General features: G+C 64.6%; 21 protein-coding genes and 1 pseudogene. 9 read left to right on the top strand and 13 right to left on the bottom strand.

Going from position 1 to position 18860, the window contains the following annotated elements; translation table 11 throughout:
• Positions 1-120: 120 nt before the first annotated feature.
• A complete protein-coding gene (locus tag ACZY08_RS13915) occupies positions 121-1572 on the top strand; it encodes an LLM class flavin-dependent oxidoreductase (RefSeq protein WP_463744301.1) in 1452 nt (483 codons plus the stop codon).
• 75 nt (positions 1573-1647) lie between these two features.
• On the opposite strand, the gene ACZY08_RS13910 is transcribed toward ACZY08_RS13915, so the two are convergent.
• On the bottom strand, positions 1648-3021 hold the full coding sequence (locus tag ACZY08_RS13910) for an alpha/beta hydrolase (RefSeq protein WP_463744302.1): 1374 nt from the start codon (positions 3019-3021) through the stop codon (positions 1648-1650).
• 123 nt (positions 3022-3144) lie between these two features.
• Here ACZY08_RS13910 and ACZY08_RS13905 point away from each other — a divergent pair, with 123 nt between their 5' ends.
• Positions 3145-3687, top strand: coding sequence for a hypothetical protein (locus tag ACZY08_RS13905; RefSeq protein WP_463744303.1), 543 nt, complete (start codon positions 3145-3147; stop codon positions 3685-3687).
• On the opposite strand, the pseudogene ACZY08_RS13900 reads toward ACZY08_RS13905, so the two are convergent.
• The 4 genes and pseudogenes from ACZY08_RS13900 to ACZY08_RS13885 form a co-directional block, all read right to left on the bottom strand.
• Positions 3684-3785, bottom strand: a pseudogene (locus ACZY08_RS13900) (hypothetical protein); the annotation flags it as partial. The gene ACZY08_RS13905 and the pseudogene ACZY08_RS13900 sit on opposite strands and share 4 nt — an antisense overlap.
• Before the next feature lie 175 nt (positions 3786-3960).
• On the bottom strand, positions 3961-4410 hold the full coding sequence (locus ACZY08_RS13895) for a hypothetical protein (RefSeq protein WP_463744304.1): 450 nt from the start codon (positions 4408-4410) through the stop codon (positions 3961-3963).
• A gap of 23 nt (positions 4411-4433) precedes the next feature.
• Positions 4434-4868, bottom strand: a complete 435-nt coding sequence (locus ACZY08_RS13890) for a hypothetical protein (RefSeq protein ID WP_463744305.1) — start codon at positions 4866-4868, stop codon at positions 4434-4436.
• A 719-nt stretch (positions 4869-5587) separates the two neighbouring features.
• Complete coding sequence (locus ACZY08_RS13885; protein WP_463745252.1) at positions 5588-5947, bottom strand: 8-oxoguanine DNA glycosylase OGG fold protein; 360 nt, start codon at positions 5945-5947, stop codon at positions 5588-5590.
• 180 nt (positions 5948-6127) lie between these two features.
• Here ACZY08_RS13885 and ACZY08_RS13880 point away from each other — a divergent pair, with 180 nt between their 5' ends.
• Positions 6128-6724, top strand: a complete 597-nt coding sequence (locus ACZY08_RS13880) for a uracil-DNA glycosylase family protein (RefSeq protein WP_463744306.1) — start codon at positions 6128-6130, stop codon at positions 6722-6724.
• A 46-nt stretch (positions 6725-6770) separates the two neighbouring features.
• On the opposite strand, the gene ACZY08_RS13875 is transcribed toward ACZY08_RS13880, so the two are convergent.
• From ACZY08_RS13875 to ACZY08_RS13860, 4 genes are all read right to left on the bottom strand, one after another.
• Positions 6771-7307: a hypothetical protein gene (locus ACZY08_RS13875; protein ID WP_463744307.1), complete on the bottom strand. Its 537-nt coding sequence runs from the start codon at positions 7305-7307 to the stop codon at positions 6771-6773.
• A gap of 325 nt (positions 7308-7632) precedes the next feature.
• Positions 7633-8595 (bottom strand): class 1b ribonucleoside-diphosphate reductase subunit beta, encoded by a 963-nt coding sequence (nrdF, locus tag ACZY08_RS13870; RefSeq protein ID WP_166909448.1) that lies wholly within the window; start codon positions 8593-8595, stop codon positions 7633-7635.
• A gap of 75 nt (positions 8596-8670) precedes the next feature.
• Positions 8671-10212, bottom strand: a complete 1542-nt coding sequence (locus ACZY08_RS13865; protein WP_463744308.1) for a flavin-containing monooxygenase — start codon at positions 10210-10212, stop codon at positions 8671-8673.
• 80 nt (positions 10213-10292) lie between these two features.
• Entirely contained in the window at positions 10293-11033 is a 741-nt protein-coding gene (locus ACZY08_RS13860) for a TetR/AcrR family transcriptional regulator (protein ID WP_463744309.1), read from the bottom strand.
• Positions 11034-11184: 151 nt separating this feature from the next.
• Between ACZY08_RS13860 and ACZY08_RS13855 the strand changes: the two genes are divergently transcribed.
• On the top strand, positions 11185-12363 hold the full coding sequence (locus ACZY08_RS13855) for a geranylgeranyl reductase family protein (RefSeq protein WP_463744310.1): 1179 nt from the start codon (positions 11185-11187) through the stop codon (positions 12361-12363).
• A 49-nt stretch (positions 12364-12412) separates the two neighbouring features.
• Here ACZY08_RS13855 and pip read toward each other — a convergent pair whose 3' ends face one another.
• Positions 12413-13402, bottom strand: a complete 990-nt coding sequence (gene pip, locus ACZY08_RS13850; protein ID WP_463744311.1) for a prolyl aminopeptidase — start codon at positions 13400-13402, stop codon at positions 12413-12415.
• Between the two features lie 119 nt (positions 13403-13521).
• On the opposite strand from pip, the gene ACZY08_RS13845 reads away from it, so the two are divergent.
• Positions 13522-14079, top strand: coding sequence for a hypothetical protein (locus ACZY08_RS13845; protein ID WP_463744312.1), 558 nt, complete (start codon positions 13522-13524; stop codon positions 14077-14079).
• Between the two features lie 31 nt (positions 14080-14110).
• Here ACZY08_RS13845 and ACZY08_RS13840 read toward each other — a convergent pair whose 3' ends face one another.
• Together ACZY08_RS13840 and ACZY08_RS13835 are read right to left on the bottom strand one after the other, a co-directional pair.
• Positions 14111-14464 (bottom strand): cupin domain-containing protein, encoded by a 354-nt coding sequence (locus ACZY08_RS13840; protein ID WP_463744313.1) that lies wholly within the window; start codon positions 14462-14464, stop codon positions 14111-14113.
• A gap of 69 nt (positions 14465-14533) precedes the next feature.
• Positions 14534-15250: a LysR family substrate-binding domain-containing protein gene (locus ACZY08_RS13835; protein ID WP_463744314.1), complete on the bottom strand. Its 717-nt coding sequence runs from the start codon at positions 15248-15250 to the stop codon at positions 14534-14536.
• Positions 15251-15275: 25 nt separating this feature from the next.
• On the opposite strand from ACZY08_RS13835, the gene ACZY08_RS13830 reads away from it, so the two are divergent.
• Positions 15276-15662 carry a DUF5997 family protein gene (locus ACZY08_RS13830; protein WP_463744315.1) on the top strand — a complete coding sequence of 129 codons (387 nt, stop codon included), beginning with the start codon at positions 15276-15278 and terminating at the stop codon, positions 15660-15662.
• A gap of 40 nt (positions 15663-15702) precedes the next feature.
• On the opposite strand, the gene ACZY08_RS13825 is transcribed toward ACZY08_RS13830, so the two are convergent.
• Positions 15703-16143 carry a hypothetical protein gene (locus ACZY08_RS13825; RefSeq protein WP_463744316.1) on the bottom strand — a complete coding sequence of 147 codons (441 nt, stop codon included), beginning with the start codon at positions 16141-16143 and terminating at the stop codon, positions 15703-15705.
• 99 nt (positions 16144-16242) lie between these two features.
• Between ACZY08_RS13825 and ACZY08_RS13820 the strand changes: the two genes are divergently transcribed.
• Genes ACZY08_RS13820 through ACZY08_RS13810 form a run of 3 tightly spaced genes read left to right on the top strand, consistent with a single transcriptional unit; the run spans position 16243 to position 18848 of the window.
• Complete coding sequence (locus ACZY08_RS13820) at positions 16243-17124, top strand: SDR family oxidoreductase (protein WP_463744317.1); 882 nt, start codon at positions 16243-16245, stop codon at positions 17122-17124.
• 10 nt (positions 17125-17134) lie between these two features.
• Complete coding sequence (locus tag ACZY08_RS13815) at positions 17135-18208, top strand: NAD(P)H-dependent amine dehydrogenase family protein (protein WP_463744318.1); 1074 nt, start codon at positions 17135-17137, stop codon at positions 18206-18208.
• 10 nt (positions 18209-18218) lie between these two features.
• Positions 18219-18848, top strand: a complete 630-nt coding sequence (locus ACZY08_RS13810) for a TetR/AcrR family transcriptional regulator (RefSeq protein WP_463744319.1) — start codon at positions 18219-18221, stop codon at positions 18846-18848.
• The last annotated feature ends 12 nt before the right edge of the window (positions 18849-18860 follow it).

The raw sequence follows: 18860 nt of genomic DNA, 5'->3' as shown, positions 1-18860 counted from the left end.
GCGAACCCTCCACTGGAGGAACCGACAGTTGGGTGGCCATTCATACCTGATTCACCGCCAAAACAATCCCCCTGAGCGCAACCGGTGACTGACCGGTGGCCGCCCGGCATCCTCGGCACAGTGACCCGCGTGATCCGCTTCAATGCCTTCGACATGAACTGTGTCGCCCACCAGTCGCCCGGTTTGTGGCGTCATCCAGAGGACCAGTCATGGCGCTACAAAGACATCACCTACTGGACCGAGCTGGCGAAGTTGTTGGAACGCGGGCGTTTTGACGGCCTGTTCATCGCCGACGTGCTGGGCACCTACGACGTGTACGGGGCCAGCGACGAAGCGGCGATCCGTCAGGCCGCGCAGATACCCGTCGGCGACCCGATGCTGCTGGTGTCGGCGATGGCGCTCGTGACCGAGAACCTCGGCTTCGGCATCACCACCGGGACCGGATTTGAACATCCCTATCCCTTCGCGCGGCGGATGTCGACGCTGGATCATCTGACCAACGGCCGGGTCGGCTGGAACGTCGTCACCGGGTATCTTCCCGCCGCGGCGCGCAACATGGGCCAGACCGACCAGCCCGCGCACGACGCGCGCTACGACCACGCCGACGAGTACCTCGAGGTGCTCTACAAGTTGTGGGAGGGTTCCTGGGAGGACGACGCGGTGGTCCGCGATGCCGCACGCGGCGTCTTCACCGATCCGGCAAAGGTGCACCACATCGGCCATGCCGGAACACATTTCAGCGTCCCGGGGGTACATCTGGCCGAACCGTCGCTGCAGCGCACGCCCGTCATCTACCAGGCCGGCTCGTCGCCGCGCGGGGTGCGTTTCGCCGCGGAGAACGCCGAGGCCATCTTCACCGCCGCCCCCACCAAAGCACTTCTACGCGAGACGGTTTCCACCATCCGCGCTGAACTTGAGCTGGCCGGCCGGGATCCGTACTCGGCCAAGATCTTCAACCTCACCACCATCATCACCGCCGATACCGACGAAGAAGCCCACGCCAGGCACGCCGAGTACCTGGCGTACGGCGATCCCGAGGGTGCGCTGGTGTTCATGTCCGGTTGGATGGGCGTGGACCTGGCCCAGTACGGCCTCGACGAGCCGATCGGCAATGTCGACTCCAATGCAATCCTGTCCGCGGTCAAGGCCTTTCAGTCCGCCTCGGACAAGGGCGGTGAGTGGAATGTCCGCGATATCGCCGAGTGGGGTGAGATCGGCGGCATGGGACCGCGCATCGTCGGGTCCGGCGTGCACGTCGCCGACACCCTGCAGGAGTGGGTCGACGAGACCGACGTCGACGGCTTCAACCTGGCATACGCGATCACCCCTGGCTCCTTCGAAGAGTTCATCGAGCACGTCGTGCCGGTCCTCACCGAGCGCGGCGCCTACCAGACGGCGTACGCACCCGGCAGCCTGCGCAACAAACTGCTGGGGCAAGGCGATCGCCTGGCCGACGAGCACCGAGGGGCCAGTTACCGTGTGGGAGGCCCGAAGTCGACGATCATCGAGCGTCCGTCGACACTGCCATCGTCCTCGGCTTCGACGGCCGCCCAGCCTGCCCGTGGCCGGTAGAATTGCCGAGCAGACATAAAACTGCCCCAAATCCGGTGATTTCAGGCAGGTTTGCGTCTGCTCGCGCGGCGATTCCTAGCGTGGAGCGGCCTGGACGTTCGTGGGTTGCGGACCCAACGTCGATGGCGGCAGTCCGGTCTGTTCCACGCCCGGAGTATCCAATTGCCCGGCCAACCACGGCAGCCCGGCACCGAGTGCATTAGCGGCGAACGCCCAGTCGTGGCGGCCGGGCGCGGTCTGCACCGAGCACGTGATCGCTGCGGCGCGGGCTGCCTCGCACAACGTGGTCGCGGCGACGTCTTGGGCCTCAGGATTGGCGGTGGGGTCATGGGTTACACCACCGTGGTGCGGCACCTCGAACCACGCCGACACATCGGAGTACGGTCCGTGCCGTTGCATGACGGTGACCGGGTCGTACGCCGCCCAGGCATCGGCGTCCCCGCCGAACAGACGGTTGATCGTCTGTGTCTTGTCTCCCGCGTTCGGGCGCAGATCACCGGCGATGTCGATGAACGACCGGAACATGTCGGGATGCATCACCGTGAGGTCCACCGCGCACGTGCCACCCATCGACCAGCCCGCAATCCCCCAACCGTCGCGATCAGCACGCACCCCGAAGTTCGAGATCAGGTACGGGACAACATCCTTGGTCAGGTGGTCGGCGGCATTGCCTCGGGTGCCGTTGACGCACTCGGTGTCGTTGGTGAATGAGCCGGTGGCATCGACGAACACGAACACCGGAGCATTACCGCCGTGCGCAGCCGCGAACCCGTCAAGGATGCCCAGCACATTGCCTGCCCGCAGCCAGTCGGCCGGGGTGTTCAGTTGTGACCCGATCATCATGACCGCCGGAAGTTGCGGCGGCGGGCTGCTCGCGAACCATGCCGGCGGAAGGTAGACGAGTTCACTGCGGTGACTGAAACCGGAAGCCTGCGAATCGATGGTCACCGGCACCAGAACACCACTCGGGGGCTGAAAGTGCGCCAGTTGCATCTTCGTCACGGTCAGCCGGTCGGTCTGTCCCGGCAGCGGACTCGCCGTGAGCTGCTTCCACATGGCGTCCACGGTCGGGAAATACCCCACCCACATGTTGAGCGTCAGACCACAGGCCAGACCACACACCCCGACAGCGGCCACCGACGCGGTGCGCCGCCACCATCGGGCACTCACCCAACCCAGCAACGCCACGCCTACGGCCAGCACGCTCAACGCGATCCAGACCCACAGCTCGAGCGGCCCGGCGTTGCCCGCCACCCCGATCGAATCGATGTACCAGTAGGTCAGGCCCGCCAGCACGGCGGCCGCAGCCACCAGCGCCGGCAGGACCCGCAGCCGCCAGCGTTGCGTGCGCCAGCCCACGGCGGCTCCCAGCAGCAGTGCCGCGATCAGCTGGACGACTACCGGGAACCAGCCGTGGATCAGCGAGATCTGCGCAATGAGCTGGTGCATCGGTTCTTTTGATATCAGTGCCAGCTGTCAGCTCACTGGGCGAACGCTGAGCGGCCGGCCGCGCAACGGCGGTATCTTGCGAGTGATTCAGCGTGCAAGGAAATGGCGCCTTAAGGTGGTCCGATGCGCATGAGGATGCTGGTGGCTGTGATGAGCGTGGCTGTCGGGGCCGGCGCCGGCGTCCCCGGTATGGCAGCAGGCGACCCACCGCCACCTCCACCCCCGCCGCCACTCAATCTCAACGCACTTACGCCCGTGAAGCCGTCAGACTTCGCGATGCAGAACGGCGAGTACTACGCATTCGCGGTGCCGGGCGATATCGCGTGCGCGATCGGCCGCGGATCGGGCAAGTACGGCTGCAGCGGCCCGCTGCCCGCATCACCCGATGGGGCCAACGCGGTCACGGGCGCACAGCAGGGGCTGCCCACGTTTATGAGCGACAACCGGCCGCTGTTCGTGTTCGACGGTTTGCCCAACCGCTTGCCGCCCGGTTCACGCATCAGCTTCCGCAATGTGACGTGTGGCACCGACGGCACGGTGACGATGTGCAGTAATTCCTTTGACGGGGCGGGGTTCGTCCTCAGCCCTGGCGGCAGCCATGTCCTCGATCCGAACAACCCACTGCTGCTCAACACCGGCGAGGGGCGCAACCCGTACGCCAACTAGCTAGAAGTCCCAGCCCAGTCCTCGTCTTCGGTGTTGACGGCCTTGCCGATGACGTAGCTCGAACCCGAGCCCGAGAAGAAGTCGTGGTTCTGCGCGGCCACCTGTTCGGACGATCGACTATGGCGATTACCTGCAAAAATGCCTACCTGTTGATACCTGCAGATACCTGCAGCAGATTGTGGGCAAAATGTGGGCACAGCCCGCGGGTTAACACATGACTCGCGCTGGTGTGGGGTGTGTCGCCGTACATCGTGCCGCCGGTACGGCTGTGCCCTAACGAGAGAGCGCTTGATCTGTGGCTTGCATCAGTGCCCGCTTGTACTCGGGGCATGTGTTTTCAACAGCCATAGCAACAATTCGTCCAGCATCAGCCGCAGGGTGCTGGTACTGAGGATCGTCCATCAGTACGTGGTGAATCTTGGTGACGCTGGGAACTGACACACCGTTGGTATCGAGATCGTTGCAGATGAGTGCGTACACGTCGGCCATGATGACCGGTCGAACACCTTGAGGGTTGGTAATTGTCGGTGCACGGCCCGGCGCTGGGGTCCGCGCCTCCGGCTCGTACGTGTCCCCGTTGCCGTTCTTGCCCGCGTCGAAGGGCCCACCACCCATACAGGCCTGCGTGCCTTCATCGGTGCTCCAGTCACAGCCTGGAGGCAGAGCGGTAGCCGAGGGTGCCGCAATCAACGGTGAAAACACCAGAGCACCGATGACGGCCAAGACAGGGCAAAGTCGGCGGACGGTCATGGGTAGTAACTCCGATACGACTGGTAGATGCCGTTGTACTGGGGGCAGTAGTTGGCGATGGCGTAGCCGATGCCCTGTTGCAGCTGGCCGTAGTTGAGATTCGTCTGCGTCATCCAGACCGACACCATGGCCCAGATCGTGTGGCGCTGAGGGTCTGCGGCCAGCTCGCCGCACACTGCGCCCGAGTAGGCGTCGCCGAATTGCTGGATGCTGGTGAACTTGCCATTGCTGCCGGTACTGGCGGGGAATGGCGCGGGGCAATGCCCCGTCGACGCACCGATACTGTTGATCTCAGCGTTGGACCTGGGATCGCCCGCGTAGTCGATTTGGTTGGTGCACCGGTCGTCAGCTCTGGCGGGCGCAGCCAGCACTAGCGAGCTTGTGAGCAACACAAGCAGTCCGACGGCCCCGCCCCGGTGAGCACCCCGCATGATTGATCTTTACCCCCAGTAAGCAGCTGGTTGGCCGCACCAAAGCAACGTACCCGAACGCACGCCCGTCTGCGGGCCTGTTGCAAACTCAGCTAAGAGGGACGGGACAACCACACACGCTCCCACTAGGAATGACTTCGGCGCGCCCAAAGTCGGTCAGTGTCGCCATGGATGGCGCGCCTAGTTGGGCAGTATGCTCGTCATATGAATTGACGCGCTTTTCGACTTCACGCCAGTGGTTGTACTCACGGGTGGGGCGACAGGCAACGTGTTGGCTCGGCACGCGGCAGTCACGCACCGAATCGGCCATTGAAACGATCGGCCTGCCAAGGCATTCGGCGGTCACGAAGTCTGGCAAACCGAAACGGTCGCCGGGTAGCGCGCACGCGGCGCTGTAGTTTTGTTGTGCTGCAGTAGCGTTGGCAGTCGCCCTATAGATGAAGTGAAAATCACTGAGCCGTATGTTCCGCTGTGATCGATACTTCGAATGGGCAGCGACAGGGACTGCCGCGAGTCAACTGAACTTGGGGCAGTCCCAACAGCTCTGACCACCGGTGGACCTCGCCGCAGAACCGCTCGTACGTCGCGGGCCGTCTCCTTCCAGTCACGACCGGTCAGTGTGAAAACCGCTGCACTGACACGGGAATCGAGGATCAGGCACAGCGGTCCCGGTGCCTCCCGGCCGGAGGTGAGGTACAGGAACTTCGAGAGAAGGCCGGTCACAAACGGGCAACCCTGCCGTGGATCGCCGTGTAGGCAGATCGGATGTCACCGCGGCGGCTCGCGTCGGCGGTGGCTCGCAAGACGTCGTTCAACTGGGCACGATGCAAGGCGTTGGCGGCGCTGGCCACGATCTTCGATGCGTTCCGATAGTCGCCCACCACGTCCCACGCGAGAACGTGCCAGAGGAACGTCACCCAGTCCGGTTCGTCGCTCTCCCAGCGTTGTGCGGCGAGCCCGAACAACGCGGGGCGGTTGAGTTCAGTTGAGCTGAGCTGAGCGTGATTCCGCGATCGGCCCACCAGTTGCTCACTGAGAGCGGCTCTTGTATCCGGTCCACCGGTCCGAACACTGGGGATTTCAACAGATCACCCACCGCCGCGTCTCCCTCCTCCCACATGTCCGCCCCTCTCGATACGGCGGGATACAGGTGTTTCCCCACGCCGCGGAAAGCCTCGCACGACACTGGTGGTCGGGGGATTTTTCGATATCTCGGCAAACTGTTCGCACCCGTCGGCGCCCGGTGAGACGATCGCGCGATGGCAGCAGATACCCGACGGCGACAGCTGGAGCTCATCGCGGACCGGATCAGCGCGTGCCGAGCGTGTCCGGGGATGAACGAGCCGGGCGTCACGGCGTCGGCGCCGGGTTACGGGTCGGCGGAATCTCCGGTGGCCATCGTCGGACAGAGTCTGTGCCGCAAGTGCATGGCGGCCGGCATCCCGTTCACCGGCGGCAGCGGGAAGTACATCGACGACGCCCTGGAAATCGCCGGTCGCGAGAAGCACGAGCTGTTCATCACCAACGTCGTGCACTGCCACCCGCCCGACGACAGGCCCTCGGAGCGGTACGAGATCGACAACTGCCTGCAGTTCCTCCACGAGGAGCTGGTTGTCGTTGCGCCGCGTCTGATCATCGGACTCGGTGAGGACGCGGAGCAGGTGCTCACGACCCGGTACTCCGAGGGCCGACATCTGCCGTGGCCGTTCGCCGAGCCGCGGAGCGTCAAGCCCGACATGACGTACCTACTGTTCCCGGAGCACCCTGGATCGCTGCGGTTCAAGAAGACAGCGGACCGCGCGTATTACTCTCCCGCCCTCGCCCACGCGATCACCTGGGGATTCGAATCCCAGTAGGAGGAGCCGCGATTCACAGCGGTCATCAAGCTCGGGCAGTACGCGACTAGGACAACAGCGGAAGCGCCGCGTCGATGATCGCCTTGCCCGCCTCGGTTCCGGCCGCAGTGGCGATCGCCGTCATCGCCTTCGTGGCCAACTCCTTGAATCGGCCCGGCTTCGACTCCCCCGACTTCGCCTCGGCGCGGATCTCAGACGCCAACTGCTCGGCGTCCGCGCGCAACTGGGCGTCGGTGACGTCGGGCATCGCCTGCTCGATCGCCTCGGCGAGGGCCTGCGCTTGCTCGACCTTCTGCTGGACGTTGACGGTCTGCGTGACGTTGTTGCTGTCGAACGCGACGGCGACGCCGCTGCTGCCCTCGATATGCAGGTAGGGACTATTCACTTCGACGACTCCCGGGAGGTCTCGAACGGATCGGCCGGAGGCGGCGTACTTCTCGCCGTAGGGGGTCAGGCGCGGTCGGATAACGACTCGCTGCATGGTGCCGGTGCCATCGAGGTAGCCCTCCTCCATCAGCCACTCGACCGCGTCGTTGAGCTCGCGGTCGATTACCTCGGTATCGGACCAGGATGTCGCGGCCATAAATGCTCCGGGCTCCGCCGCGGTGATCGTACGTCCGTCAATCCGCAGTTCATACAGCCACGCCAGCACGCCGTCCCGCAGCCGCCCGCCACAAACGCTCCGCCTTGTTCATCCCCGGTTCCTCCTCAGCTTGGTCGCATCAGAGTAGGCCGGGCCTCCGACACCGACGCCTGCTCCAAGCCGTCACTCCACGGCGAGGGCTCGACTGAACGCGGAGGCGAACATCTTCTGCTGCCCGCAGGAGAGGAACGGAACCCGGGGCAAGCAAAAGGGCGGACCGTTTCCAGTCCGCCCTCAGCTAATGATGTCGCTCTGAACAGCTACTTTAGAAGTCCCAGTCCTCGTCTTCGGTGTTGACCGCCTTGCCGATCACGTACGAGGAACCCGAGCCCGAGAAGAAGTCGTGGTTCTCATCGGCGTTCGGTGAGAGCGCGGACAGGATCGCCGGGTTCACGTCGGTCTCGTCCTTGGGGAACAGCGCCTCGTAGCCGAGGTTCATCAGCGCCTTGTTGGCGTTGTAGCGCAAGAACTTCTTGACGTCCTCGGTGAGCCCGACCTCGTCGTAGAGATCCTGGGTGTATTCGACCTCGTTGTCGTAGAGCTCGAACAGCAGCTCGTAGGTGTAATCCTTGAGCTCCGTGCGCCTTTCCTCGTCGAGGAGCGCCAGCCCGCGCTGGTATTTGTAGCCGATGTAGTAACCGTGTACGGCCTCGTCGCGGATGATCAGCCGGATCATGTCGGCGGTGTTGGTCAGCTTGGCCCGGCTGGACCAGTACATCGGCAGGTAGAAGCCCGAGTAGAACAGGAAGCTCTCCAGCAGGGTGGAGGCCACCTTGCGCTTGAGCGGCTCGTCACCCTTGTAGTACTGCATGACGATCTCGGCCTTGCGCTGCAGGTTCGGGTTCTCCTCCGACCAGCGGAACGCGTCGTCGATCTCGGCCGTCGAGCACAGCGTGGAGAAGATGTTGCTGTAGCTGCGCGCGTGCACCGACTCCATGAAGGCGATGTTGGTGTAGACGGCTTCCTCGTGCGGCGTGAGCGCATCGGGGATCAGGCTGACTGCACCGACGGTGCCCTGGATGGTGTCCAGCAGTGTCAGGCCGGTGAACACCCGCATGGTGAGCTGCTTCTCGTGCGCGGTGAGCGTGCCCCACGACGGGATGTCGTTGGACACCGGCACCTTCTCCGGCAACCAGAAATTACCGGTCAGCCGATCCCAGACTTCGGCGTCCTTTTCATCCTGGAGCCGGTTCCAGTTGATCGCTGAGACACGGTCGATCAGCTTCATGCCTTCGCTCACCGGAACCTCATTTCGCCAGGTTGTTGTGTTTGCCGGACAGTATCCACGACACTACCCCTGGGGCTAATGACCCGCGGTGACCGCAACACCTTGTGTTTTCGTGTCGCGCGCCTCATGGATGAAATCGAACTCTTTCGGGTCCAGCTTGCGCGTGGCCAGCCAGTACTGCCAGGTCATGCCGCTCCACAGGGTCCGGTTGACGCCGTGGGCGTCCATGTACCAGCTCCGGCAACCTCCGGTGTTGAACACGGTGTCGGCCAGATCGCGTTGCAGCTCGGCATTGAACTCCGCCTGGGCGCGAGGACTGGGCGACAGCGCGGCAGCTCCGGCGTGGTCGACGGCGGCGATCGCCTGTCCGACATAGCGGATCTGCGATTCGATCATGAACACCACCGAGTTGTGCCCCAGTGCGGTGTTGGGCCCGAGCAGGAAGAACAGATTCGGCATTCCGGAGACCGCGACGCCGCGGTGGGCTGCCATGCCCTCGCGGTTCCAGCGGTCCACCAGGTCCTCACCACCGGCGCCCTTGATGTCGACGTAGGTGTAGGAATCGGTGACATGGAAGCCGGTGGCCCACACGACCACGTCCGCCGGATGCTCGACGCCGTCCGCGGTGACGATGCCGGTCGGCGTCATCCGGGTGATCGCCTCGGTGATTACCTGGGTCTTGGGGTTGGCGATTCCGCGGTAGTACTTGTCGGAGTTGAGGATTCGCTTGCACCCGGCGCGGTAGCTCGGCGTGAGTTTGCGACGCAGTTCTGGGTCTTTGATGCTGCGGTTGATGTTGTAGCGCCCCATCGCCTCGCCGATCTTGAGCAGCCGCGGTTGCTGCGTCATGGCGAAGCCGACACCCTCGTGGATCCAGTAGATGGCGGCACGCATCGCCGCGCGGGTGCCGGGCACATAGCTGAACAAGCGCCGAATCCATTGCGGGAACTTGTTGTTCACTCGTGGCATCACCCAGGCCGGGGTGCGTTGGTAGAGGTGCAGCTCCGCGACGTCTTTGACGATCTCGGGCACGATCTGGATGGCGCTGGCCCCGGTGCCGATCACTGCGACCCGCTTGCCGGTGAGGTCGACGCTGTGGTCCCACTCGGCGGAGTGGAAAGCGGCACCGGCGAAGTCCTCGGCGCCTGGAATCTCGGGGATCTGCGGAATGTGCAGCCCGCCGGCTCCCGACACCAGGAACTGGGAGATGAACTCCTGCCCGGTGTCGCTGAACACATGCCAGCGCAGCTCTTGTTCGTCCCAGTGCGCGCGGTCCACGTGGGTGTTGAACCGGGTGTAGCGGCGCAGCCCGTACTTGGCGGCCACGCCCAGCAGGTAGTCCTGAATCTCGGGCTGGAAGGACCACATGTGGCTCCAGTCCGCCTTGGGCTCGAACGAGAACGAGTACATGTGCGACGGGATGTCGCAGGCACAGCCCGGGTAGGTGTTGTCGCGCCAGGTCCCACCGAATTCGTCGGCCTTCTCCAAGATCAGGAAGTCGACACCTCGGCGTTGCAGCTCGATCGCCATCCCCATCCCCGAGAACCCGCTGCCGATGATCAGGGCGCGGGTGTGGATGGGTTGCTGACCCTGCGGCGAGGGTTGGGCAGCCGTCATAGCTCAGGTCCTTTTCTGGGAACGGCGGTACCGGATATTTCCCAGTCTCCGGACCTGGGACCCGACTGTCAACGAGACGATCAGCTGGCGTGCTGGCGACGCTGGACACCCTCGTGAAGCGGCAGATCCGGGTCGATCCAGATGCCGAGCAGTTCACAGGTGCCGTTGATGGAACCGACCATGATCGTGGTGAGGTGGTTGACGAACTCCTCAGCCGGCATCCGGCGCGGGCTGTCTTCATCAGTGCCCAGCCACCAGTCCGTAGCCGACGCGCACGCACCGAAGGTGGCGAACGCCGCCAGTTCGATGGCAGCCCCGTCCAGTTCCATCTCGCGCAGCTCGTTGGAGAACATGTCGGCCATCGCGAGGGTGATGCCGCGACCTTCGTTGAGCGCACGCATGGTCGACTCGCTCTGTTCGGCGAACCGGCCCTGGATCAAAAACCGCAACACATTTGGGTGTTCGTCGACCAACCGCACGTACTGGTCGACGCTGCGCCGGATGACCTCCCGGGCCGGGTCGGCGCCGAGGTTGATCACCGGGAAGATCGCCGACCACAACATGTCGCGTAGGCGCTCACCGATGGCCTGAAACAGATCGGACTTGTCGGCGAAGTGGCGGTAGATCTTGGGCTTGGCCGTACCGGCCTCTTCGGCGATCTCCCGCAGACTGACCTCGGGGCCCAGGCGGTCGATCGCCCGGAACGAGGCGTCGACGATTTCCGAGCGCACCTTCTTGCGGTGCTCCCGCCAGCGCTCGCTACGAGCATCAACCTTGACGCCCGGGCTATCGCTGGAATGTGATCTCGACGTTCGCCGCACGCGATCACTGTACTCGCCCTGATGGCGCTGACCTGCTCAGACCGCCTCACAACACGCGGTTCTGCCGTTTGACCCGGTCGTTCGCCCGCCAAGCCGCCGACACCTCACTTGGGTAATATCGTTGCCACAGTCAACGGATGAGACGAGGCTCATGACGCAGCGATACGACCTGGTCATAGCAGGTGGCGGCCCCTCGGGGTCGGCCGCGGCGTGGCAGGCCGCCCAGACCGGCGCCAAGGTGTTGGTCCTGGACAAAGCGGATTTCCCCCGCGACAAGCCATGTGGTGACGGACTCACCGCCCGCGCGGTGAGCTACCTGCAGAAGATGGGCTTGGCCGACGAGGTCTCCAAGTTTCATCGGGTCAACAAGGTGACCGTGTTCAGCCCCAGCGAGTGGGAGCTGTCCTTCCCGCGTCGTCCCGGGATGCCGGACCACGGCCACACCGTGAGCCGCACCGAACTGGACACGCTGCTGCTCAAGCATGCCGAGTCAACGGGAGCCGAGGTGCGTCAAGGCGCCGAGGTCGCCGGGCCCGAGTTCGACGCGAAGGGTCGCGTGGTCGGCGTGGTGCTCAAGAGCGGTGAGAAGGTATTCGGGGACGCGGTCATCGCGGCCGACGGTGCCTACTCCCCCATCAAGCGGGCCCTGAAGATCGACTCGGAGTACAACGGCTACTCGGCCATCGCGATCCGGTCCGAGATGCACGCCAACCGTCCCGACTCCGACGCCTTCGAGATCTACCTCAAGCTGTTGTTCCAGGGCGATCAACTGCCCGGCTACGGCTGGGTCTTCCCGATGGGCGGCGGCCGGTTCAACATCGGCCTGGGCTACGTCAACAGCTACAAGAACTGGCAGTCCATCAACGCCACGCAGTTCCTCGGCGACTTCCTGCGGACCCTGCCCGCCGAATGGGAGCTGCCCCCGATCGAGGAGCTCAAGAAGAACAAGAGCGTGCGGGCCTGGCGATTGCCGATGGGCTTCACGGCCTGGCCTCCGTGGCGTCCGGGCGTGCTGTTCGTCGGGGATTCGCTGGGTGCGGGCAAGCCGGTGTCCGGGGCCGGTATCTCCAAGGCACTCGAATCCGGTTTGACCGCAGGCGAATGCGCGATTGCCGCGCTGACGAACGGCGGGCCCGACGACTTCACCAACTACGAGCAGCGGATGCGCGCGGCGTGGGGGCGTGAATACCGACGCGGTCGGTTCTTCAACAAGCTCGCCGGGATGCCCGCCGTCGCGGGCGCGGGTCTCAAGGCGTTGGACAACCACACGTTCCGGGACATGTTGCTCAAGTCGCTGTACAAGAAGGCACAGAGCCCGCAGCACACGTAGGCATTAGACAGCGAGTGTGAGGCCCTTCGCGCGATTCGTCGCTGGGGCCTCACGCTTGCCTGGGCCGACTCAGATCACCGTCGGTGAACCGTGAAACCGCATGTCTGATCGCGGCTACCAGTGCGGGACTTCCGGTGTGCCCGGAGTCCTCGATGACGACAAGTTCGGCCGTTGGCCACACCTGGGCGAGTTCCCACGCAGTGCGCAGTGGAGCGGACAGATCGAGACGGCCGTGAATCAGCACAGCGGGAATCCCGGCCAGGCGGTGGGCATTTCGCAGCAGCTGCCCATCTTCGAGCCAGGCATGTCGGGCGAAATAGTGGGTACAGATGCGCACAAAAGCGTGCTGCGCGGCACCGGACCGCGCGCTGTATTGGCCCGGCGTCCCCTGGGTCTCGTGCGCGATCGCCGCGTCCTCCCACTCGCACCAATCACGCGCCGCCTGTGCACGCACCGCCACGTCGGGGTTTTCCATCAGCACCCGATATGCCTCGACGAGATTGCCGTCGCGCAGATGCTCGGGCACACCAGCCCGGAAACGGGCCCATTCCATCGGCAACAGCAGGCGCAAACCGCGGTAAAGCCAGTCGATTTCATTGGGGCGGGTCATTGTCACCCCGATCAGGATGATGCCTTCCACCCGTTCGGGATACTGCTCGGCGTAGGCCATTATGAGCGTCGACCCCCACGAACCGCCATACAGCAGCCACCGCTGTACTCCCAGATGGATCCGAAGCGCTTCCATATCGGCAACGAGGTGCTGGGTGGTGTTGTGCGCCATGTCGGTAGCCGGGTCAGCGGCACTGGGCAGGCTGTCCCCGCAGCCGCGCTGATCAAACGACACAATGTGAAACACGGTGTGATCGAACGTCCGGTGCGCGCTGTGCGAACGGCCACCACCGGGACCACCGTGCACGATCAGCACCGTGCGGCCCGCAGGATTGCCCCGCGTCTCCCAATACATGCGATTGCCGTCGTCAACATCGAGCATCCCGAAACGTTGCGGCGCCGGGGCGGCCGTCGAATTTCCTTCCCCCATAGATCAGCACGCTAATCGACAGGATCAGCAACTCAACTGCATCATCGCCCCTCCTCCACATCAGATAGCGTGGCAAAGTGCCTTGGCGAGGACGATTCGGCAGGAACTGTGGAACCGCCGTGACACTTGGGGCCCTCGCGTGTGCCACTGCGTGTTCGCACGTCGTCACCGGGCAACCGGTCGCCGGAACCGACGTCCACGACACTCCGGCGCAGAGCTCACCCACCGCGAAGTGGCGAGACCATGTCCTGCCCTCGGATTGTCTACTCAGCGGAGCGCAGATGTCCGCCCTCGCCGGCGTTGGAATCGATGATGGCCTCGACGCCGTAATCAAGAACTCCGATGGGTCCGTCGGGCACAGCTGCAATTACTACGCCACCGCAGGCGGCGTGCTGTCGTTCACGGCCACGATCAAGGTCCAGGCGCCCACCGCCGGAGTGATCACCAAGGAGCTCCTCGCCGATATCGGCCGACCGGGGGCCACTGAGGTTCCCGGCGTCGGGCTACTCATGCTCATCGAACCGCTCACTGCCCCGAGGGATTTCCCTGCGATGCGCGTCGCCACGGACAAGTATCTGGCGAACGTCGTGCTTGTGGGCGGCAACATTCCCGGGCCGCCCGACGTCGCGTCGTGGACACAGGCGGCATCCGAAATCCTGGAATCCCTTCCCACCTGACAATCCAGCACGCGCACACAGCGTGCCACGCTTATCCTTCCGGATAGAAAAGAAACAGCACGCAGCCCTCCGCGGACTGCGGTACATGCCATGATCCGGCCGGGGCGTGCAGGAATGTGCCTGCGGCGTAGTCGTTGACGCCGTCGTTGAAGACACCGGAGACCACATAGACCTCTTCGGGACCGGGGCTGTGTAGGTCTTCACCACCCCAGACCGCTCCCGGCGCGATGGTGGTGATCGCCGCCTTGGCTCCGTTTGCGCCCCGCCAGAGCAGTTGGACGGTAATTCCGGGAAAGACTTCGATCGGGTCGACGTCAGCCGTCGACTTCCAGACGTATCCAGGCGCATTGGGACCGAACGACGCAACGTCACCGCTAGTTGTCATATGGGCACGAACCGTGCGCACCGCTTCGCAAATTCCCCACGTGTCCGGTCCCCGAACGCGTCCGGTGCGTCAGCGCCGACCGCGCTTGGCCGAGTCCGGCTTGCGAGCTACCTTGCCCGCTGCGGCGCGGGCTGCCTGCTTGGCGAGAGTTTTCTCCCGTGCGGTGCGTTTCGGTGCCGCCTCGGCCTGTCCGCGCGACGAACTGGGTTTGCGTCCCCGCACGATGCCGACGAACTCCTCGACCAGCGCCGACTGCGGCCCTTCCGAGAAGGCGAGCGCCACCGGGCAGGTGGGTGCATCGGTGATCGGTCGGTACGTGAGGTCTTTGCGGTGATGCAGCCGCGCCAGCGACTGCGGAACGATGAGCGCTCCCATTCCCGCGGCGACGAGTTCTATTGCATCTGAGGTGGTTTCGGGTCGGTGATCAACGACGGCGCCGGGAGCGCCCGCCCAGGCGACGACATCATCGAGCGGGAGCAGAGTCGGCTCACCGTCGAGGTCTGCGGCGGTGATCTCGTCGACGGCGGTGAGAAGGTGGTCGGTCGGCACCACGGCCACCGTTGTCTCCTCGTAGAGAGGGATGACGGCCAGCCCAGACGCGTCGGCCGATGGCCGGAGTAACGCCACGTCGACGGTGCCGTCCCGCACAGCGGAGGCCGCATCAGCCGCGGCGACGGCGCACAACCGCAGCGATACCCCGGGATGCCGTTCCGCCCAGATCCGCGCCCATTTCGCCGGCGTCCCACCGGGGACGTACCCGAGGGTGAGGGAGCTGGGGGCCACCATCTCAGGCTACCGATACGCTGGTGCCATGAGCAGGCCGAACGCGCAGTCCATGAAACCCGCCACCGCGGCGAAGAAACTGGACGTCTACTTGCCCGCGACACCTGCCGAGTTCCAGGAGAACGCGATTACCCGTGCCGAGCTCGCCGCGCTGCAGGCGGACCCGCCGCAATGGCTCAAGGACCTCCGCAAGAACGGGCCGCATCCCAAGAACCTCGTGGCAGCCAAGCTGGGCATCTCGATCGCCGGTCTGGCGCGTGGCGCTGTCGGGGATGCGCTCACCACCGAGCAGATCGATCATCTGCTCGAGGAGAAGCCGGAGTGGCTGGTCGCCGAACGCGAGAGCTACCAGAACGTTCTGCGCGAGGAGCGCCGCTTGAAGTCGCTACGTGCGGAGCAGACGCGCGAGAGCTGATCCTCAAACCGCTGGCGGACAGCGGTGATCGTTCGATGGGTCAGTGAGGTTCCGGCGTGTCCGCCGGGAGAAGGTGCGCGTACGGATCTTCGTCCGGCCCAACATGTTCGGGCATCGGATAGTAGGTCTTGATCAGCAGATTGCCGGCCTGATCCCAGGCAAAAGTCTCGATGCTGTAGGCCGACTGGACGTCGGGCTCTGTGCCGAAAGAGTTCTCGCAGACCCAGGCCATCTCGTCGCCATTGACCTGCACGGTGATCATCCTGATCTTCAGGATCGACTGGAACATGTCGAACGCGTCGGAGGTGGCCGCAGCGAAGCCGTGCTTCTCCTCGGTACCGACGGGGTCGAACATCCGGACCTCGCCCGGGCAGATGGTGCGCCACGACGCCACCCACTCGTCCTTCTTACCGGCGTTCCACAGCTCAGCGTGCTTTGCCGCGTGCGCCAAGCGCGCGCGCCGACTCGGAACGTTGCTCATCGTCGACTCCCTTCTGTGCACCCAGCCGTGATGCCTGGGTGTCACCCCAATGTCGGTAATTTCGCGACGCAAGAAAAATAACAGATGTAATCTTTTGGCGTGGCCAGCTCCGACGCATCTCCCGATTTGGACGGAAAAGTCGCGATAGTCACTGGTACGAGCCGTGGTGTGGGAGTGGGTATCGCGCACGAACTCCTTCGCGCAGGTGCGACGGTGATCGGCTGCTCTCGTGCACCGTTGGACAGGCTTCCTGGCACCGAGACCAACCCGGACTGGGCTGACCGTTCCGCTCAAATGGTGTGCGACCAAGCGGATTACCGGGCTATCGACGCCTTCGTCTCGCGGGTGTCCGACACCTATGGGCACGTCGACATCCTGGTCAACAATGCCGGCGGCACCGTCCCCTCGCCATCGGTCGATGCAGTGCCCAGCCTGGTGTCGCGCATCCAAGGAGCGCCCGCCAGTGACGACGAGTACGAGCGCAGCGTGCTGTTCCATGCCTTCGCCGTACAGATGAACCTGATCAGTCCGCTGTGGTTCGCCATCCGCGTATATCGGCAGATGAAAACGCAGGACGGCACCGGTTGCATCATCAACATCTCCAGCGGGGCCAGTCATCCGGCAGGCTCCCCCACGCTGGTGTCCTACGGCGCGGCCAAAGCCGGCCTCAATCACATGACACGGTCGCTGGCCCAGGAATGGGGTCCGACGGTGCGGGTGAATTGCGTTGCGCTCGGGCCCACAGTCACCGAGAACTTCCAGTCCTTCGTGCTGCCCAAGGATGACCCGGACGGCGAGAAGTACTTCGCCCCGATCCCCCTCAAACGAGGTGGCGAGCCCGCCGAAGTGGGGCGCACCTGCGTCTTCCTCGCCTCCGGTGCGGCCGACTACATCAACGGCACCACCATCGAGATCGACGGCGGCATGCTCCCCGGAGTCCTCTACGAGGCCGGCCTCAAGACCATCACCGACCTACTCTGAAGGAAAACCATTGACCCGCCGAGTCATTCAATTCTCCACCGGCAACGTCGGTGTCCACGCCCTGCGGACCATCATCGGGCGCCCAGATCTCGAACTCGTCGGTGTGCACGCCGCATCGCCGGACAAAGTCGGGCGTGATGCCGCAGACCTCTGCGGTTTGTCCACTCCCGCCGGAGTGACCACCACGTCGGACATCGAGGAACTCGTCGCGCTGCATGCGGATTGCGTCGTCTACACCTCCCAGGCCGAAACCCGTCCGCATGAGGCCATGGCGGATCTGATCCGCTTCCTGCGTGCGGGGACGAACGTCGTCGGGACATCCTTTGTCTGGTTGGTCGCCCCCGAATTCACCGATGCATGGCTGCGTGAACCGCTGCAGCGCGCGTGCCAGGACGGCAACTCGACGCTCTACGTCAACGGCATCGACCCCGGCTTCTCCGGCGATACCCTCGTCTATTCGGCGCTGAGCCTCGCCGGCCGGGCCACCGCGATCACCGTCCAGGAGATCTGCGAATACGGCAGCTACGACGACGCCGAGTTCACCGGTGTCAGTTTCGGTTTCGGCACCGATCCCGACCACCAGCCCATCCTCTTCGCGCCGGGCGTGCTCGCGTCGATGTGGGGAATCCAAGTGCGCAGCTTGGCCCGCGACCTCGGCGTCACACTCGACGACGTACGCGAGCGACACGAGAAATGGGTGACTCCGGAACCGATCTCCACCACCATGATGGACGTCGCGCCCGGCCAGGTGGCCGCCGTCCGGTTCGCGGTGGAAGGCGTCCGCGACGGCGAGGTGATCATCACCATGGAGCACGTCAACCGACTCACCCCGAATGATGCACCGGACTGGGCCCGTCCCCCAGACGGCAGACCCGGCGTCCACCGCGTCACCGTCGAAGGCGATCCCGGTATCCGAATCGACACCCATGTCGGCGGATCCGGGATCGATCACAACATCGGCGGCGTCGTCGCCACCGCGGCGCGGGCCGTCAACGCGATCGAGGCGGTATGCCGCGCCCCCGCCGGTATCCGCGCTGCCCACGACCTCCGGCCGCTCGACCACCTTGCCGGCACGATGTGGTGACATAGGGCGCATGGCAGGGTCCCCAGTACCCCGGCGGCCGCCCAGCGGCAACCAGGAACGCGCCGAACGCACGCGCCGAACGGTCATCGACGAAACGGTGCGCTACATCCTCGACGAAGGCTTCGCGGCACCCAGCGTGCGGCGCATCACCGAGCGCGCCGGCCTCACCTGGGGCGTGGTGCAGTATCACTTCGGAGACCTCGGCGGACTGCTGATGGCAGTGGTCGACCAGGGAATCGCCGAACTCACCGGGGCACTCGAGAGACTTCGTCACGAGACAGCAAGCCTGCCCACCGATCGCCGCACCGAGGTGGTCGTCGACGCACTGTGGCAGGCGTTCTCAAGCCCGACCTCGATGGCCGCCCTCGAGATCCTCATCTCCACCCGCGCCGCGCGCGACAGCGAGGTCAACGCCCAATTATCCGACACCATGCGGGAATTCACCGAGCTCGGCAGACACCTCGGCGAAGATCTGGACGCACCACAGGCCACCGAGATCGGCAACCTCATCTGGGCGACGTTACGGGGAATCGTTCTCGCCCAAATGGTTTCGCCGCAGCCCCTGGACACCAGCAGAGATCGCCGGACCCTGGTCGACGTGCTCAACACTTATATCCGGGCACAGCGCACGCGCCCCTAGAAAGCCCAACCG

Source organism: Mycobacterium sp. IDUB_9, assembly GCF_055419505.1.
The sequence above is the reverse complement of the archived record's forward strand: the minus strand, read 5'-3'. Positions and strand labels throughout refer to the sequence as shown.

Bases quoted from the DNA above. Each gene is read 5' to 3' on its own strand.
- ACZY08_RS13910 (WP_463744302.1), bottom strand. From the start codon at position 3,021: ATGCACCAGCTCATTGCGCAGATCTCGCTGATCCACGGCTGGTTCCCG.
- ACZY08_RS13905 (WP_463744303.1), top strand. From the start codon at position 3,145: ATGCGCATGAGGATGCTGGTGGCTGTGATGAGCGTGGCTGTCGGGGCC.
- ACZY08_RS13890 (WP_463744305.1), bottom strand. From the start codon at position 4,868: ATGCGGGGTGCTCACCGGGGCGGGGCCGTCGGACTGCTTGTGTTGCTC.
- ACZY08_RS13880 (WP_463744306.1), top strand. From the start codon at position 6,128: ATGGCAGCAGATACCCGACGGCGACAGCTGGAGCTCATCGCGGACCGG.
- ACZY08_RS13875 (WP_463744307.1), bottom strand. From the start codon at position 7,307: ATGGCCGCGACATCCTGGTCCGATACCGAGGTAATCGACCGCGAGCTC.
- nrdF (WP_166909448.1), bottom strand. From the start codon at position 8,595: ATGAAGCTGATCGACCGTGTCTCAGCGATCAACTGGAACCGGCTCCAG.
- ACZY08_RS13865 (WP_463744308.1), bottom strand. From the start codon at position 10,212: ATGACGGCTGCCCAACCCTCGCCGCAGGGTCAGCAACCCATCCACACC.
- ACZY08_RS13855 (WP_463744310.1), top strand. From the start codon at position 11,185: ATGACGCAGCGATACGACCTGGTCATAGCAGGTGGCGGCCCCTCGGGG.
- pip (WP_463744311.1), bottom strand. From the start codon at position 13,402: ATGGGGGAAGGAAATTCGACGGCCGCCCCGGCGCCGCAACGTTTCGGG.
- ACZY08_RS13840 (WP_463744313.1), bottom strand. From the start codon at position 14,464: ATGACAACTAGCGGTGACGTTGCGTCGTTCGGTCCCAATGCGCCTGGA.
- ACZY08_RS13835 (WP_463744314.1), bottom strand. From the start codon at position 15,250: ATGGTGGCCCCCAGCTCCCTCACCCTCGGGTACGTCCCCGGTGGGACG.
- ACZY08_RS13830 (WP_463744315.1), top strand. From the start codon at position 15,276: ATGAGCAGGCCGAACGCGCAGTCCATGAAACCCGCCACCGCGGCGAAG.
- ACZY08_RS13825 (WP_463744316.1), bottom strand. From the start codon at position 16,143: ATGAGCAACGTTCCGAGTCGGCGCGCGCGCTTGGCGCACGCGGCAAAG.
- ACZY08_RS13810 (WP_463744319.1), top strand. From the start codon at position 18,219: ATGGCAGGGTCCCCAGTACCCCGGCGGCCGCCCAGCGGCAACCAGGAA.